This window comes from Pseudomonas sp. DWP3-1-3b3 (assembly GCF_049896305.1).
GTDB classification, from domain to species: Bacteria; Pseudomonadota; Gammaproteobacteria; order Pseudomonadales; family Pseudomonadaceae; genus Aquipseudomonas; species Aquipseudomonas azotoformans_A.
Map to the genome: position 1 here is coordinate 23,971 of NZ_JAFCUA010000011.1, position 16,939 is coordinate 40,909.

Below are 16,939 nucleotides of genomic sequence, written 5' to 3' on the forward strand. Positions count from 1 at the left end.
GGGCTGAAATCGCTATAAGTCTACAGCTGTATACAATTTTTTCCGGAGAGGGGCATTTTGTTCAATACCCCGATCCTTTTGCTCTTTACCGTAACGTCATCGTCACTCGCTCGAATAAAAGGGAACTGCAATGAGCTTGATCATTTCCATGGCCGCCTTCGCGTTGGCCACTTCCATCACGCCGGGACCGGTGAATGTGGTGGCGCTGAGTTCGGGGGCGCGTTTCGGGTTTGTCGCCAGCCAGAAACATGTGGTTGGCGCTGCCGTGGGGTTCACCTTGTTGCTGGTGCTGATTGGCCTGGGCCTGCATGAGGTACTGGTGCGCTGGCCGATCCTGACCCAACTGATCCAGTGGGGCGGAGTGGCCTTCCTGCTGTACATGGCTTGGAAGCTAGCGGTCGACGATGGTCGACTGGATGCCGAGGGCACTGCCACCGCACCCTCGATGCTGTATGGCGCGATCATGCAATGGCTCAACCCCAAGGCGTGGCTGGCCTGTGTGGCGGGGATGGGGCTGTTCGTCGCGGACGGCGACGCCGCGCAAGTCTGGCTGTTCGCGGCGCTTTACCTGGTGATCTGCTACCTGTCGGTGGCCTGCTGGGCCTATGCGGGAACCTTCCTTCGCCGCTACCTGGGCAACCCCGGAGGCGTGCGGGTGTTCAACCGTTCAATGGCCGCGTTGCTGGTGGCCAGTGTGGGTTATTTGCTGATGGCGTGAGCCGGTCGCGGTACTGCCCTGGTGTGGCAGCGAAATGCTGTTTGAAGGTGCGCTGGAAATGCGCCTGGTCGGCGAAGCCTGCGGCCAGGGCTACATCGGCGATCAACTCGCCCTGGCGCAATTGCGTACGGGCAAACTGGATGCGCTGGTTGACCAGGAACGCATGGGGCGTGAGGCCGTAATACTGCTTGAACGCACGGATCAGGTAGGACGGCGACAGCTCGGCCGCACCGCAGATATCTTCCAGTTTCAGCGTCTGCGTGCAGTGCTCGCGGATGTAGTCGGCGGCACGCTCCAGCTTGTGATTCACCTCGCGCAGGGGCGCATCGCAAGGGTTCAGGCGCAGTTGCACCTGCGTGAAGTAACTCACCAGCGCGCTTTGCTTTTGCAGGTGTTCGGCCTGTTCATCCACCAATAGGGCGTGCAACTCCAGCAAGCCGCTGTACAGCTGTGGGTCGCGGGTATGCGGGGTGGTGAACGCTCGATAACCCTGGTCGGTACTGAAACCCAACTGGTATTGCAAGTCGGTCAACCAGGGCGTGTCGATGTACAGCATCTGATAGGACCAGGGCTCATCAGCGATCGGGTTGCAGGCATGCACATCGCCGGGGTTCATCAGCACCACGGTGCCAGCGCTGATTTCGAAGGTCTCGGCGCCGTAGTGGTAATAGCTGCGCCCGGTAGTCACCGCGCCGATGGAGAAATGCTCGTGTGCGTGCCGGGTGTAGGTCACCTTGCGGCCATCGGCAATGGTGCGGGCCTCGATAAATGGCAAGGCGGCGTCACGCCAGAAACTGTGGGCTGTCGCGCTGGCGCAAGAGGACATGGCAGGGCACTCCGAAAACATTCGCTGTGTAGGTTTATCTATTCCCGCCGCACGTTCAAGGCTTCATTTGGCGGCCAGTGCCATGCTCAGCAAATAATCGGCCCACGGATCATCGCCACGGCTGAGTTGCGCCAGGCTGGGCACCAGCAAGGCTTGGGCGTGCAGCCGTGCGCCTTGTTGCAAGTAGTGGCGCTCGATAATGATGTTGGCCAATGCCTGCGACCGGGTTGAGTCGAGGCTGCGCGGGATGCGGTGGCCATCGGCGTCGGGCTCCGGCAAGTGATCGACTTCGATCAGAACGCTGTCCAGCTGGTTGATGTGCACACCGGGCAAGCTCTTCACCGGCACGTCTTCCGAGGGTTCGGCACCCTTGGCGTAGGCTGGCCACTCGAACGCCAGGTTCGACACGGCCTGCCCTGTCGTGGCGGCATTGATCAGGGTGGTGTAGTCCAGGTCGCGTCGGGGGCGCATCAGTAGATATTTGGGAAAGCACTCGTACACGTGTTGGTCGCTGTAAAAACTGGCACAGATAATCAAACCGAACGTCCCGACCGGCCCGGTGCCGCTGCGCAGGGTAAAGAACACCACTCTGCCGAATTCCAGTGCCTCACGGCGGGGCAGTGACAGCGAACAAAAGACATTTTTCAGGTAGTCGATATAGGCGGTCTGCATCCGGCCCAGGTGCGCGGCGAACGCCTGGGCGTACAGTGGGCCGAAGGGCTGCAACTGCCCGAAATGCGGGGCCATTTGCGCGAACTGAATGCCTGGGTCCGACGATATCCAACGGTGTGACGTGGCGACCAGTTCATTGGCCATGTACAGGTCGACAAACGCATATTTTTTGCCTCGGTGCGGGTTTCTCTGCAACGGATTGACCGGCGCCCACTCCCACACCAGGTCTTGCAGCAGCGATGACTGCGGGTAGACCTGCTTCAGCGCCTCAAGGGCGACCTGGCGTTGGGTCGGGACTGCTTGGTTGAAGATAGCTTCGGCTGACTGCAAGCGTGTACGCAGGCTGTTCAGTGCGCCGATTGCGCTGTTCGTCTGCGCAACGCTGTAATGCGTCTGGCGCGGCAGGATGCCGTTGGTCACTGCCCAGGCCAGGATCGGCGGGGTCGCCTGCGGCGAATCGAGGAACAGGCTCCAACTGCCGCGCACGGGCTGATAGGCCACGTAAAGAATTTCATCATGACTCATCTGTCGGGCGCTTCCGCGTATGCGTTGCTCCAGGTAGGTGGCGAATTGCTCAAACAATACCCAGGACTGGGTGCTGCGCAAAGGCAGTGAGTCGGGAATATCCCGTACCAGCAAATAGGGCGCCTGGCCGCACAGCATCAGGTGCGCCGCCAATGCGGCGGTAGCCGGGTCAAGGCCCCTGAAGCTGTTTTCGATGTGCAAGCGTACGAACGCCACCGATTCACCCCAATAGTAGGGCGCTGCCCAATCCAGGCCGTTGATCACGGTAGAGTGCTCGTCTGCTTGGGCGTCGAAGCTGAGAATTAACGCCGCCCACAGCAATGCACTTCGGCTCGCGCGCCCGCCGCTCACACTGGCCTCACTGCCTTGCCATTGCACTGCCTCGTCCAATAGCTTGGCAAGTTGCTGCGCACGCGGCGAGGCAATCAGGCGGGCCATCAGCAAGTCGGCTTCGGCCCTGACGTCGAGCCGCGACTTGCCTGTCAGCAGCGGCTCACTCAAATAAGCGAACAGTGACTGATCCGAGTCGGGCAGGAAGCCACGGCTGACGCTGACCAGCCGCTGACGATCCGTTGTCGACAAGGTCCACCCGGCAGGATGCGTGGTTTTGACGGGGGTGAGTGCGCGCCAGTAGTTACTTTCGTAGATCGGATGGGGCACGGTGATTACCCGGCGGCGGGCGGTCAGTCGCGCTGCCTCCAGGGTGGTGGGCAGTGGAATGTTATAGAGCCGTAAGGCCTGGCGCAGGCTGATGGCCTCGTTGGTACGCAATTCACCGCCCAGTTGCTCGGCGACGGGCAAAAGCTGGCGCACCCTCGGCGCCAGCCGAGCGTCGGCCGTTACGTCTGCCTCAAACGATTTCCAAACGCCATCCGCGCCGAAGGCGCCCAGGCCGCTCTCCACGCTGAACAGCACATGGCTTTGCGGATCAATGTTGTGTTTCACGAGAATCGCGACAAATTCAGGTTGGTCGATCAGCTCGCGCAGTTGGAGGCGTGCGGAGAGCAGCTTGGGCGGCAGGGTGTCGGCATCGATTTCGATGATCGCATCGAGCCCCATTGGGCCCTTGAGCGTGCCGGTATTGACCGCCCGGTACAGCGCGTCGCGCAGATTGTGACGATCATTGAGTACCCCGATGAAGCGACTGTAGATATAGCGCTCATCCAGGCTGCGAGCCGCCGCATACAAGGTCGGCGCTGCCGGCATTGGCCACTGGCGCAAACGCGCCACCAGCGCAGTGCGCGTGGTCTTGTTAGTGGGCAAATCAATATCGTAGGCCCGCAGGCACGCAGCCAGGCTCAGGCTGTGATCAGGGTAAAGGTCGAGGCCGAGTTTGTCCGCCAGCCGGATCAGCGCATGCCAGCGCCAGCCAGGGGATTCGGGGCGTAACTCGTAGGGGCGCGTCTCTTCGTCTCCCGGCTGAGGTTGGACATGGATCGCGTGTTCAGCCTGATCGAAGTAGTACTGGGACGAGGCCACCTGTACGCCTTCGTCACCATTGTCTTGGAGGATACGTTGCAAATGCTGCGCCGCGTCTATCAACGCCCGGGCCAGCCATGTGCCGGATGTGAGACGTAGGCGGGTACTGAGCAACGCCGGTCGGTCGAAAGGCTCAAGTGCTTGTAATGCGGTGGCCAATTCTTGGAAATCCAACTGTTGATTGACGCGCTCGCCATGTATCAACGAGCGGTTCAGGCCCACCGCATCAATGGATGGGAAGGCGTCGGCGGCGCGCAGCTCTTCGCTGATCACCAGGGCTTGCAGGCGATTGGTGGGCATGGGGTAGCCGTAGAACGCCAGCACCCGGTCCAGGGTTAACGTTCGCGCGAGGTTATCGACACGATCTCCGATGTAGGGCAATCCAAGCTCAGCGGGGTCCAGCAGTTGGGCGATGAAGACAATCGGGTTGGCGACTTTCCACCAGCCCGAGTCATCAGCCAGGGTAAAGCGTTGCAGGACGGTTTGCTGCGGCGTGCGGCCCAGCAACACGCCATTGCGCACCTGCAGCGTGGTGAAGTCCAACTGCCGACGGTCTGCCCAGTCGAGGAAGTCTCCCTGGTTGATGGCCTTGTGAAAGACCTCTCCCCATTGCCCCAGCAGTGACAGCTCGGAAATAATCACCGATGTGCTCGCGGATGCCAGTGCCGGGGCCTCCAGGATACCCAGCAACTGGGCGATCAGTTCACTGTCACCCAGGCGGCGCAGGTCCTCGCGCTCGCTGAGTTCGGCCGTGGTGTAGTGGATGCTCGCCAGCGGCAGGGCGTCGGGGGAAAAGTCTTCGGGGGACAAGGTTAGAACAAACAAACCATCCATAGCGGCGGCCTTCTACTGTGAGGGTGACCCGTATGATTGGCTCACTCGGGCGTTCGTCGACAGCAGGCCGCTCGCTGAATGCCGTGGCGGGTCTCAGCCATGGCTGTAGGCGTCAGAAGTCCCAACGCGTGGCGAGTTGCACGCTGCGCGGCTCGCCATAGAAGCCCGTACCGAAGTTACCCAGCCCGGTGTAGTACTTTTTATCGAACAGGTTCTTCACGTTGAGCGTGGTGCTCAGGTGATCGTTGAAGCGGTAACGCGCCATCAAGTCCACCAGGTAGTAGCTGTCCTGGGTGATCCGCGAGTTATGGCCGAAGTTGACGGTGTCGGCCGGATCGGGCTGGAACACATTGCCGAAGAACTCGCTCTGCCAGTTCACGCCGCCGCCCACGGTGACGTTCTGCAGGGCGCCGGGCAGGCGATAGGCGCTGAACAGGCGTACCACTTGCTGCGGCGTGGTGGTTTGCAGCACCGAGCTGTAGACGTAGCCATCATTGGCATCGCGGGTGTGCTGGTAGGTGTAGCCGGCGGAAAGGTTCCAGCCGTCCAGCACTTCACCCGACAGCTCTGCTTCGAAGCCCTTGGTGGTGGCGCCGGCAATAGGGCGGTACACCGAGTCGGTCTCGAAGCCCGAGACATACTCGGCGACGTTGTCCTGCTCGATGCGGAACGCGGCAAAACTGGCGTTCAGGCGGCCCTCGTAGAACGCGGCCTTGATCCCGGCTTCGTAGGTTTCGCCTTCGATCGGGTCGAGCAATTTGCGGTCCGCGTCCTTGCTGGTTTGCGGACGGTAGATCTGCGTGTAGCTGGTGTAGACCGACCAGGTGTCGTTGAGGTCGTAGACGATCCCCGCGTACGGCGTGACCACGCCACTCTGATGATACGTGGTGCGATTGTCGGTCTTGGTCGGGTCGTAGAAGTCGGTGGTGTCGGTGCCACTGAAATTGCTCACGCGGGTGCCGAGGATCACCGACAGGTCATCGGTGGGTTTCAGGCGCGTGGCCAGGTAGGCGCCGGTCTGGCGTTGCACGATGTCGTTCTGGCCGCTGCGTGGGATATCCGGCTTGGCGTACTCGCCGTGCCAATCGAAGATGCTGCCGCCCACCGCGGGGTAGATCGAGCCATACACTGGCACGTCCTGCTTCGAACGGGTGGCCATGAAGCCCATGATCAACTCGTGCTCGCGACCAAACAGACTGAACGGCCCGCTGAGGTTGACGTCCAGGGTGTTCTGCACCTGATCGCCCTTGTACTTGCCCATGAACATGTACATGTTCTCGCCGCTGACCGGGTCCGGGTTGCCGCCGCTGGCGGAGGCGAGCAGGGTGTCGTGCTGGCTGCGCTTGCGGTCGAGGCTGACCTTGAGCGACCAGTCATTCGTCAGCTTCTGCTGCACCGAAGCGAAGAGCGTCTGGTTCTGGAAGTCGCGACGGCTCCAGTCGGCCGCCGGGTTGAACGAGCGCGAGAAGTTCGTGCGCGAGCCGTCGCTGAAGTACATCGGGAAACCGGTCCAGCTGGCGCCGCGTGAGCGGGTGTTCTGCTGGTCGATGCCGAAGGTCAACAGCATGTCGGGCGTAGGGTCCGCCTCAAGGATGCCGTAGGCGATGTCCTTGGTGTTCTGGTAATGGTCCAGGTACGACTGGTGGTCCTGATACACACCGACAAACCGCCCACGCACATTGCCCGACTCGGTCAGCGGGCCGGAGATGTCGCCTTCGGTGCGGTAGTTGTCCCAGGAGCCGAAGGTCTGGGTCACGGAGGCCTTGAACGCCGCCGTAGGTTTCTTGCGGATCAGGTTGACCGTGGCGGACGGATCGCCGGAACCGCTCAACAGGCCAGCCGAACCCTTGATGATTTCCAGGTGGTCATACACCGCCATGTCGGTGCTGGTGGTGCCGTAGTCATACACGCCGTCGTAGGTGGAGTTGACGCCGTCGTACTGGAAATTGGTGATCGGCAGGCCACGGCTGGAGAACTCCCAGCGCTCACTGTCGTAGTTCTGCACGCTCACGCCGGGGGCGCGGCGCAGGGTGTCGGCGATGCTGTTGGAGCCTTGGTCATCCATCTGCTGGCGGGTGATCACGGTGACCGATTGCGGGGTCTCGCGCATCGACAGTGGCAGGCCGGTGGCCGAGGCCATGGAGCCTGTGGTGTAGGAATGGGTGTCTTCAGTGGTGGCGCCAAGGTCCTGGCCAGAAATGGTCGTGGCGCCCAGTTCGAGGGCACCCGTATTGGCCGGGATCTGTTCCAGCACATAGCCGTTGTTGCCTTGGGGCAGGGCCTGCAAACCGCTGCCCTGCAACAGGCGCTGCAAGCCGGCTGCCGGGGTGTAGCTGCCGTTCAGGCCGGGGCTGGTCTTGCCGGCAGCGAGGTTGTTGTGGCCGGCGATGTAAATACCGGACTGCTCGGCAAAGCTGTTCAGCACACTGACCAGGGAGCCGGCGGCGATGCGATAGCTGCGGCTGGCTTCCTGGGTCGAGGGCGATTCGGCGGCTTGCAGCGTCGGTGCGCCAAGGCAAAACAGCGAGGTAGCCAGCGCCAATGGGCGCAGCGCGAAGCGAGCAGGTTGCGACATGGATGTTTCCCTTTGGATCAAATCGATCGGCGAAATGAAGCGTCTGCAGGGTTAACCGAACGAGTTTTCAAAAAGGGAACTGGCGGTTGAGGATTGTTTACCGAGGACCGACGGTGACCCACCATGTCATCGGTTTATCGACACGTATCGGCAATGCGGCTTGCAGCAGATGCAGCGCGTGGTCGCTGTCCATCAACGGGAATGAACCCATCACCGGCAAGTGCGCCACGGCCGGGTCGCAGCCCAGGTGGCCGGGGCGATAACGGTTGAGCTCGGCGATCAGTTGGCCAAGCGGCAGGTTGTCCGCCAGCAATACGCCGCGGCTCCAGGCCTCGCGCGACGGTGAGGCCGGTGCGGTTGGCTGGAAGCCGTTGCGGCTGAATGAGACTTGCTGGCCGGCTTCGATGATGCGCACGGGGTGGTTGGCAGCGGTGACTTGCACCCGGCCTTCGAAGACGTTGAGTTGGGTGTGGTCGTCGCTTTGCACCACGCTGAAACGAGTACCCAGCGCCTGCATACGGCCGTATGCGGTATCCACCAGAAATGGCCGGCTGGCATCTTTGGCCGTGTCGATCAGCACTTCGCCAAAACGCAGCTGCAGCAAGCGTTGAACCCCATCAAAGCGCACATCCAGAGCCGTCAAGGCGTTCAACCACACATGACTGCCATCGGCCAGCAGCGTGTCGCGGGTTTCACCGCTATGGGTGGCATAGTCCGCACTCCAGCCGCCGACCAGTCGGGGCAGGGCGGTATTGCGCCAGGTGCCCCAGGCCAGTGTCGAACCGACGCCCAGCACCAGCAGCGTCTTGAGGGTTTGACGGCGCGAGGTGCGCAACGCCCGGCTGGCGCCATGGGCGTGTTCCTGCAACGGGGTAAACCGCTGGCTTACACGTTGCACATACTGCCAGGCCGCCAGGTGCTCGGGGTTCTGCGCGACCCAGGCCTGCCAGTGCAGTTGCTCCAGGGCGCCCCCTTGATCCTGCAGGCGCACGTACCATTGCGCCGCCTGCTCCAGGCTGGCGTGGCTGAGTTTGCCGGGCGTGTTCATTGCACCAGCATGCCGTCGAGTTCCGCTTCCAGGATCGCGCAATGCAACAGGGCCTGAGCCATGTACTTCTTGACCATGCGCTCGCCCACGCCCAACTGCTCGGCGATCTGCTTGTAGGCCAGGCCGTGCAGTTGGGCGAGCAGGAAGGCTTCGCTGACTTTCTTCGGCAGGCGCGCGAGCATGGCGTCCACTTCGTAGAGCGTCTCGACGATGATTGCGCGTTGTTCCGGTGACGGCTGGGTGGCTTGCGGACACAGGGCCAGGCTGTCCAGCCAGGCCTTCTCTAGCTGGCGCCGCCGCCAGAGGTCGATGCACAAGCCACGGGCGATGGTTGCCAGGTACGAGCGCTGGCCCACGTGGTCGGTTTCGGTCGGCGGGCGGTTGAGGAGGCGAATAAAGGTGTCGTGGGCCAGGTCGGCGGCATCCCAGCGGTCATTCAGCCGACGGCGCAGCAGGCCGAGCAGCCAGCCGTGGTGAGTGCCGTAGAGGTGGGTGAAAGAGGTCGACACGATGTCCATCCAGCGCAAAAGGATTGGCGTAAATAAGAATTGGTCGCGATTAAAGCAAAGGGAGGAGATGTGCGCAAATGATATTGGATTGCTTTTGTGTGGGAGCCGGGCTTGCCCGCGATGGCGGTGTATCAGTCAGCGGATGTATTGGCTGACCCGCCGCTATCGCAGGCAAGCCAGCTCCCACATTTAACAGTGTTTAGTCAGGCGGGCACGAGGAACGCTGCCTCCAGCAGTTGCCGGGTGTAGGCATGCTGCGGGTCGGCAAAAATCGCCTTGGCATCGCCTTGTTCCACCACCTGCCCATGCTTGACCACCATCAACTGGTGACTCAGCGCCTTCACCACCGCCAGGTCATGGCTGATGAACAGGTAGGTCAGGTTGTACTTGGCCTGCAGGCTACGCAGCAGTTCCACCACTTGGCGTTGCACCGTGCGGTCCAGGGCTGAGGTAGGTTCATCGAGCAGGATCAGGCGCGGCTTGAGCACCAAGGCGCGGGCGATGGCGATGCGTTGGCGCTGGCCGCCGGAGAACTCGTGGGGGTAGCGGTGGCGGGATTCGGGGTCGAGGCCCACTTCCTTGAGCGCCGCGATGATCGCGGCTTCCTGCTCGGCCGGCGTGCCCATCTTGTGGATGCGCAGGCCTTCGCCGACGATCTCGCTGACGCACATGCGCGGGCTCAGGCTGCCGAACGGGTCCTGGAACACCACCTGCATTTCCCGGCGCAGCGGGCGTACCTGCTGCTGGGTGAGCTTGTCCAGTTGCTGGCCTTCAAAGCGAATGCCGCCCTTGCTGGCGATCAACCGTAGAATCGCCAGGCCCAAGGTGGATTTGCCCGAGCCGCTTTCGCCGACGATGCCCAGGGTCTGCCCCTGGGGCAGGCTGAAGTTGATGCCGTCCACCGCCTTGACGTAATCGACGGTGTTGCGCAGGAAGCCCTTCTTGATCGGGAACCAGACTTTCAGGTCATCGACCTCCAGCAAAGGCGGGCCGACTTCGTTGCAGGCCGGTCCGCCGCTGGGCTCCGCCGCGAGCAGTTCCTGGGTGTACGGATGCTGGGGCGACTGAAACAGCGTTTCACAGTCGGCCTGCTCGACGATGCAACCCTTTTGCATCACGCACACGCGATGGGCGATGCGCCGCACCAGGTTCAAGTCATGGCTGATCAGCAGCAGCGCCATGCCCAGCCGCGCCTGCAATTCCTTGAGCAATTCGAGAATCTTCAACTGCACCGTCACATCCAGCGCCGTGGTCGGCTCATCGGCGATAAGCAGCTCCGGCTCATTGGCCAGGGCCATGGCGATCATCACCCGCTGGCGCTGGCCGCCGGACAGCTCATGGGGCAGGGCCTTGAGGCGTTTGTGCGGCTCGGGAATGCCCACCAGATCCAGCAGCTCCAGGGTGCGCTGGGTGGCGACTTTGCCTTGCAGCCCCTTGTGCAGGCCGAGCACTTCGTTGATCTGCTTCTCGATGGAGTGCAGCGGGTTCAACGAGGTCATCGGCTCCTGGAATATCATCGCAATGCGGTTGCCACGAATATGGCGGATGGTCTTTTCTTTCAGCGTCAGCAGGTCCTGCCCGGCATAGTCGATGGTGCCGGAGGGGTGCCGCGCCAGCGGGTAGGGCAGCAGGCGCAGGATCGAGTGGGCAGTCACCGATTTGCCCGAGCCACTTTCGCCCACCAGGGCAATGGTCTCGCCACGCTTGATGTCGAAGCTGACGTTGTTCACCACGCGGTGGTGATGGTCGCCCGTGACGAACTCGACGGAGAGGTCGCGGATTTCGATCAGATTGTCCTGATTCATCTCATTTCCTCGGGTCGAAGGCATCGCGAGCGGACTCGCCGATAAACACCAGCAAACTCAACATGATCGCCAGCACGGCAAAGGCACTCATGCCCAGCCACGGCGCTTGCAGGTTGGATTTGCCCTGGGCCACCAGCTCACCCAGGGACGGTGAACCGGCCGGCAAGCCAAAACCGAGGAAGTCCAGGGCGGTGAGGGTGCCGATGGCGCCGGTGAGAATGAACGGCATGAAGGTCATGGTCGACACCATCGCATTGGGCAGGATATGCCGGAACATGATCGCGCCATTCTGCATGCCCAGGGCCCTGGCGGCGCGCACGTATTCCAGGTTGCGCCCGCGCAGGAACTCGGCGCGCACCACGTCCACCAGGCTCATCCACGAAAACAACAACATGATGCCCAGCAACCACCAGAAGTTGGGTTGCACGAAACTGGCGAGTATGATCAGCAGGTACAACACCGGCAGCCCGGACCAGATCTCCAGAAAGCGCTGCCCGGCCAAGTCCACCCATCCGCCGTAGAAACCCTGCAAGGCCCCGGCGATCACGCCGATGATCGAGCTGAGCACTGTCAGCGTCAGGGCAAACAGCACCGACACACGGAAGCCATAAATGACCCGCGCCAGCACATCGCGGCCTTGGTCATCGGTGCCCAGCAGGTTGACGCTGGAAGGCGGCGCGGGCGCCGGCACTTTCAGGTCGTAGTTGATGCTCTGGTAGCTGAACGGAATCGGCGCCCATAACGTCCAGGCGTCCTTGGCCTTGAGCAGCTCCTGGATATACGGGCTCTTGTAGTTGGCCTCCAGCGGGAATTCACCGCCAAAGGTGGTCTCCGGGTAACGCTTGAGCGCCGGGAAATACCAGCCGCCGTCGTAGTGCACAGCCAGCGGCTTGTCGTTGGCGATCAGCTCGGCGCCCAGGCTCAGCACGAACAGGATCAGAAACAGCCACAGCGACCACCAGCCACGCTTGTTGGCCTTGAACCGCTCGAACCGGCGGCGATTGAGGGGGGATAGATTCATCTCAATGCTCCCGGCTGGCAAAGTCGATACGCGGATCGACCAGGGTGTAGGTGAGGTCGCCGATCAGTTTCACGATCAGCCCCAGCAGGGTGAAGATAAACAGCGTGCCGAACACCACCGGGTAGTCGCGGTTGATCGCCGCTTCAAAGCTCATCAGGCCCAGGCCGTCGAGGGAGAAAATCACTTCCACCAGCAAGGAGCCGGTGAAGAAGATCCCGATGAACGCCGAAGGGAAACCGGCGATCACCAGCAACATCGCGTTGCGAAATACATGGCCGTACAGCACGCGGTGGTTGGTCAGGCCTTTGGCCTTGGCGGTGACGACGTACTGCTTGTTGATCTCATCGAGAAAGCTGTTCTTGGTCAGCAGGGTCATGGTGGCGAAGTTGCCGATCACCAGGGCCGTGATGGGCAGCGCCAGGTGCCAGAAGTAATCGAGGATCTTGCCGCCCCAGCTCAGTTCGTCGAAGTTGTTCGACGTGAGCCCGCGCAAGGGAAACCAGTCGAGGTAACTGCCGCCGGCAAACACCACGATCAGCAGGATCGCAAACAGGAACGCCGGGATCGCATAGCCGACGATGATCGCCGAGCTGGTCCACACATCAAAATGGCTGCCGTGCCGCGTGGCCTTGGCGATCCCCAGCGGGATCGACACCAGGTACATGATCAGCGTGCTCCATAACCCGAGGGAAATGGACACCGGCATCTTCTCCTTGATCAAGTCGATGACCTTGGCGTCGCGGAAGAAGCTGTCGCCAAAATCCAGCTGGGCGTAGTTCTTGACCATGATCCACAAGCGTTCCGGCGCCGATTTGTCGAAGCCGTACATCTTCTCGATTTCCTTGATCAGCGCCGGGTCCAGGCCCTGGGCGCCACGGTAGCTGCTGGAACCGGCCACCGACACTTCGGCGCCGCCACCGGCAATGCGGCTGGTGGCGCCTTCAAAACCTTCAAGCTTGGCGATCATCTGCTCCACCGGGCCACCGGGGGCGGCCTGGATGATGACGAAGTTGATCAGCAGGATTCCGAACAGCGTGGGAATGATTAGCAACAGGCGGCGAAAGATATAGGCCAGCATTTAATCGCCTCCACTCGCCGGATCGGCGCTGGTGTCTGGTTCTGAGGTGACGGCGGGTTTTACGTCAGGCTTGGCCCACCAGGTGGCGGTGCCGACGTCGTAGCGCGGCGGGACTTTGGGGTGGCCCAGGTGATCCCAATACGCCACGCGGAAGGTCTTGATGTGCCAGTTCGGGATCACGTAGTAACCGAACTGCAACACGCGGTCCAGGGCTTTGGCATGCGCCACCAGGCTTTTGCGCGAGTCGGCGTCGATCAGCTCTTCCACCAGTTGGTCGATGGCCGGGTCCTTGAGGCCCATGTAGTTGCGGCTGCCGGGCTTGTCGGCGCTGGAAGACTTCCAGAACTCGCGCTGCTCATTACCCGGCGAAGTGGACTGCGGGAAGCTGCCCACCAGCATGTCGAAGTCCCGCGAGCGAATGCGGTTGATGAACTGTGAGACGTCAACCCGACGGATCACCAGGTCGATGCCCAGGTCGGCCAGGTTGCGCTTGAACGGCAGCAGGATGCGTTCGAACTCGGTCTGGGCCAGCAGGAACTCGATTTTCACCGGCTTGCCGGTGGTGTCGACCATTTTGTCATCGACGATGCGCCAGCCGGCTTCCTGCAGCAGTTGGTAGGCCTCGCGCTGCTGGGTGCGGATCATGCCGCTACCGTCGGTCTTGGACGGTTCGAAGGCCTGGGTGAAGACTTCAGGCGGGATCTTGTCGCGCAGCGGTTCGAGGATCGCCAGTTCATCCGGGCCCGGCAGGCCGGTGGCGGCCATCTCCGAGTTTTCAAAGTAGCTGCGGGTGCGGGTATAGGCGCCGTTGAACAGCTGCTTGTTGCTCCATTCGAAATCCAGCAACAGGCTGATGGCCTTGCGCACGCGCACGTCCTGGAACATCGGCTTGCGCATGTTGAACACGAAGCCCTGCATGCCGGTGGGGTTGCCGTTGGGAATTTCTTCCTTGATCAAGCGGCCCTGGGCCACCGCCGGGATGTTGTAGGCGTTGGCCCAGTTCTTGGCGCTGAACTCCAGCCAGTAGTCGAACTGCCCGGCCTTGAGGGCTTCCAGGGACACGGTGCTGTCGCGGTAATAGTCAGTGATGCGGTTATCGAAGTTGTAGAAACCCTTGGCGACCGGCAGGTCCTTGGCCCAGTAATCCTTGACCCGCTCGTAGCGGATCATGCGCCCGGCCTTGACCTCGGCCACCTTGTACGGCCCGCTGCCCAGCGGCACTTCAAGGTTGCCCTTGGCGAAATCGCGGGTGGCCCACCAATGCTTGGGCAATACCGGCAGTTGCCCGAGGATCAGCGGCAATTCGCGGTTATTGGTGCGCTTGAACTTGAACAGCACCTTCAGCGGGTCTTCGGCGATCACTTCGTCGACGTCAGCGTAGTAGGTGCGGTAGATCGGCGAGCCTTCCTTGATCAGTTCCTGGAAGGTGAACACCACGTCTTCGGCGCGGATCGGGTGACCGTCATGGAAGCGGGCTTCGGGGCGCAAATAGAAGCGCACCCAACTGTTATCCGGGGCTTTTTCGATCTTGCCGGCGACCAGGCCGTATTCGGTGATGGGTTCGTCCAGGCTTTGCATGGCCAGGGTGTCGTAGATCAAACCGAGGTTGTCGGCCGGCACGCCCTTGCTGATGTACGGGTTGAGGCTGTCGAAGCCGCCCATGGCCGACTCGCGGAACGTACCGCCCTTGGGCGCGTCCGGGTTGACGTAGTCGAAGTGCTTGAAGTCGGCGGGGTATTTGGGCGGTTCGTTGTAGAGCGTCAACGCATGTTGCGGGGCGGCGTGGGCCGCGGTGCACAGCAGCAGGCCGCCGAGCAGTGCAGTACGCAAATACATCATTGGGCTTTCTCCGAAGCTTTCAGCCACCACGCGCTCAGGCCCAGGCTATAGGGCGGCGTGGTGACAAAGGCGAACCGGTTGCGGTACGCCAAGCGATGATAGTTGAGGTACCAGTTGGGAATACTGTAGTGCTGCCACAGCAGCACCCGGTCCAGGGCACGGCCGGCGGCCAGTTGCTCTTCGCGGGTCTTGGCGGCCAGCAGTTGTTCCAGCAGGTGATCGACAATCGGGTTGGCAATGCCTGCATAGTTCTTGCTGCCCTTGATCGCGGCCTGACTGGAGTGGAAGTACTGCCACTGCTCAAGGCCCGGGCTCAAGGTCTGGTTGAGGGTGATCAGGATCATGTCGAAGTCGAATTGATCCAGGCGTTGCTTGTACTGGGCGCGGTCGACGGTGCGCAGGCGCGCGTCGATGCCGATGCTGATCAGGTTCTCGACGTAGGGCTGCAGGATGCGCTCCAGGTTCGGGTTGACCAGCAGGATTTCGAAGCGCAGCGGTTGGCCGTCCTTGTTCAGCAGACGTTGGCCGGAGAGTTTCCAGCCGGCGTCACCGAGCAGGGCCAGGGCGCGGCGCATGGTCTCGCGCGGAATGCCGCGCCCGTCGGTCTGGGGCAGGCTGAACGGCTGGGTAAACAGGTTGGCCGGCAATTGCTCGCGGTAGGGCGAGAGCATCAGCCATTCATGGCCGGTGGGCACGCCGGTGGCGGAGAATTCGCTGTTGGGGTAATAGCTCAAGGTGCGTTTGTAGGCGCTGCTGAACAGGGTGCGGTTGGTCCATTCGAAGTCGAACATCAGCCCCAGGGCTTCGCGCACCTTGGTCTGGCTGAAATTCGGTCGCCGGCTGTTCATGAACAGGCCCTGGCTCTGGGTCGGGATCTGGTGGGCGATCTGCGCCTTGATCACGTCGCCCCGGTTCACCGCCGGGAAGTTGTAGCCGTTGGCCCAGTTTTTGGCCTGATGCTCGATATAGATATCGAACTCGCCAGCCTTGAAGGCTTCGAAGGCCACGTCGCTGTCGCGATAGAACTCCACTTCGACCTTGTCGTAGTTATAAAAACCCTGGTTGACCGGCAGGTCCTTGCCCCAGTAGTCCTTGACCCGTTCGAACACCAGTTGCCGGCCAGGCGTGACCTTGCTGATACGGTACGGCCCGCTGCCCAGTGGCGGTTCGAAGGTGGTGGCCTTGAAGTCGCGGTTTTTCCAATAGTGCTGGGGCAATACCGGCAATTCGCCAAGGCGCAGGATCAGTAACGGGTTGCCGGCGCGCTTGAACACAAAGCGGATCCGGTGCCGGTTGAGGATATCCACCCGCGCCACTTCCTGCAGGTTGGTGCGGTATTGCGGATGGCCTTCGGTCAGCAGGGTGCGATAGGAAAACGCCACGTCATAGGCCGTGATTGGCTTGCCATCATGAAAACGCGCTTCCGGGCGCAGGTTGAACACCACCCAACTGCGGTCCTCGCTGTACTCCACCGACTGGGCGATCAGCCCATAACTGGAGGTGGGCTCATCGCCGGAGGGCGCGTACAGGCCGGTGCCGACCATCAATGGCTCGTTCAGCTCGTTGACGCCGTACTGCAGGAAATTGGGCGTGGAAACCGGGCTGGAGCCCTTGAAGGTATAGGGATTGAGCGTATCGAAGGTGCCAAAGGCCATGACCCGCAATGTCCCGCCTTTCGGCGCTGCGGGGTTTACCCAATCGAAGTGGGTGAATTTGGCCGGGTACTTGAGCCTGCCGAACTGCGTATAACCGTGGCTCTCGGTAATCGCCGCGTTCGCACCAAAGCTCAAGGCCAGACTTATTAGTAGAAGGAGGGGACGCTTCAAGTCAGGGATCCGATCCAGGCGGCTTGCGCTTTATGATCGGTACAGTAACAGCTTGTTCCGGTTGGAAAAAGCCGATTGGGATGATGTAGATCCAATGTGGGAGCGGGCTTGCTCGCGAATGCGGAGGATCAGTTAATGCATCTAGTGACTGACACACCGCATTCGCGAGCAAGCCCGCTCCCAC

The 16,939-nt window shown here is 61.6% G+C and carries 11 protein-coding genes; 1 reads left to right on the forward strand and 10 read right to left on the reverse strand.

Translation table 11 applies throughout. From position 1 onward, the window contains the following. The first annotated feature begins 130 nt into the window (after nt 1–130). Nucleotides 131–718: a LysE family translocator gene (locus tag ACP7BX_RS26110; RefSeq protein ID WP_269133879.1), complete on the forward strand. Its 588-nt coding sequence runs from the start codon at nt 131–133 to the stop codon at nt 716–718. On the opposite strand, the gene ACP7BX_RS26115 is transcribed toward ACP7BX_RS26110, so the two are convergent. The 10 genes from ACP7BX_RS26115 to ACP7BX_RS26160 all read right to left on the reverse strand — a co-directional run bounded on the left by ACP7BX_RS26115 (nt 660) and on the right by ACP7BX_RS26160 (nt 16,755). Then, on the reverse strand, nt 660–1,544 hold the full coding sequence (locus tag ACP7BX_RS26115; protein WP_426130145.1) for an AraC family ligand binding domain-containing protein: 885 nt from the start codon (nt 1,542–1,544) through the stop codon (nt 660–662). The genes ACP7BX_RS26110 and ACP7BX_RS26115 overlap by 59 nt on opposite strands. A gap of 63 nt (nt 1,545–1,607) precedes the next feature. Next, complete coding sequence (locus ACP7BX_RS26120) at nt 1,608–5,054, reverse strand: hypothetical protein (protein WP_426130147.1); 3,447 nt, start codon at nt 5,052–5,054, stop codon at nt 1,608–1,610. A gap of 112 nt (nt 5,055–5,166) precedes the next feature. Next, nucleotides 5,167–7,629: a TonB-dependent siderophore receptor gene (locus tag ACP7BX_RS26125; RefSeq protein WP_426130149.1), complete on the reverse strand. Its 2,463-nt coding sequence runs from the start codon at nt 7,627–7,629 to the stop codon at nt 5,167–5,169. Between the two features lie 97 nt (nt 7,630–7,726). After that, nucleotides 7,727–8,677 (reverse strand): FecR domain-containing protein, encoded by a 951-nt coding sequence (locus ACP7BX_RS26130; protein ID WP_426130151.1) that lies wholly within the window; start codon nt 8,675–8,677, stop codon nt 7,727–7,729. After that, entirely contained in the window at nt 8,674–9,195 is a 522-nt protein-coding gene (locus ACP7BX_RS26135; protein ID WP_426130153.1) for a sigma-70 family RNA polymerase sigma factor, read from the reverse strand. The genes ACP7BX_RS26130 and ACP7BX_RS26135 overlap by 4 nt, the downstream gene beginning before the upstream one ends. Nucleotides 9,196–9,389: 194 nt before the next feature. Further along, nucleotides 9,390–10,991 carry an ABC transporter ATP-binding protein gene (locus ACP7BX_RS26140; protein ID WP_426130155.1) on the reverse strand — a complete coding sequence of 534 codons (1,602 nt, stop codon included), beginning with the start codon at nt 10,989–10,991 and terminating at the stop codon, nt 9,390–9,392. A gap of 1 nt (nt 10,992) precedes the next feature. Beyond that, complete coding sequence (locus ACP7BX_RS26145) at nt 10,993–12,012, reverse strand: ABC transporter permease (RefSeq protein ID WP_012723835.1); 1,020 nt, start codon at nt 12,010–12,012, stop codon at nt 10,993–10,995. Between the two features lies 1 nt (nt 12,013). Further along, a complete protein-coding gene (locus tag ACP7BX_RS26150) occupies nt 12,014–13,090 on the reverse strand; it encodes a microcin C ABC transporter permease YejB (protein WP_033902277.1) in 1,077 nt (358 codons plus the stop codon). Further along, entirely contained in the window at nt 13,091–14,929 is a 1,839-nt protein-coding gene (locus tag ACP7BX_RS26155; protein WP_269133887.1) for an extracellular solute-binding protein, read from the reverse strand. Further along, nucleotides 14,926–16,755 carry an extracellular solute-binding protein gene (locus tag ACP7BX_RS26160; RefSeq protein WP_033902275.1) on the reverse strand — a complete coding sequence of 610 codons (1,830 nt, stop codon included), beginning with the start codon at nt 16,753–16,755 and terminating at the stop codon, nt 14,926–14,928. The genes ACP7BX_RS26155 and ACP7BX_RS26160 overlap by 4 nt, the downstream gene beginning before the upstream one ends. Between the last annotated feature and the right edge of the window lie 184 nt (nt 16,756–16,939).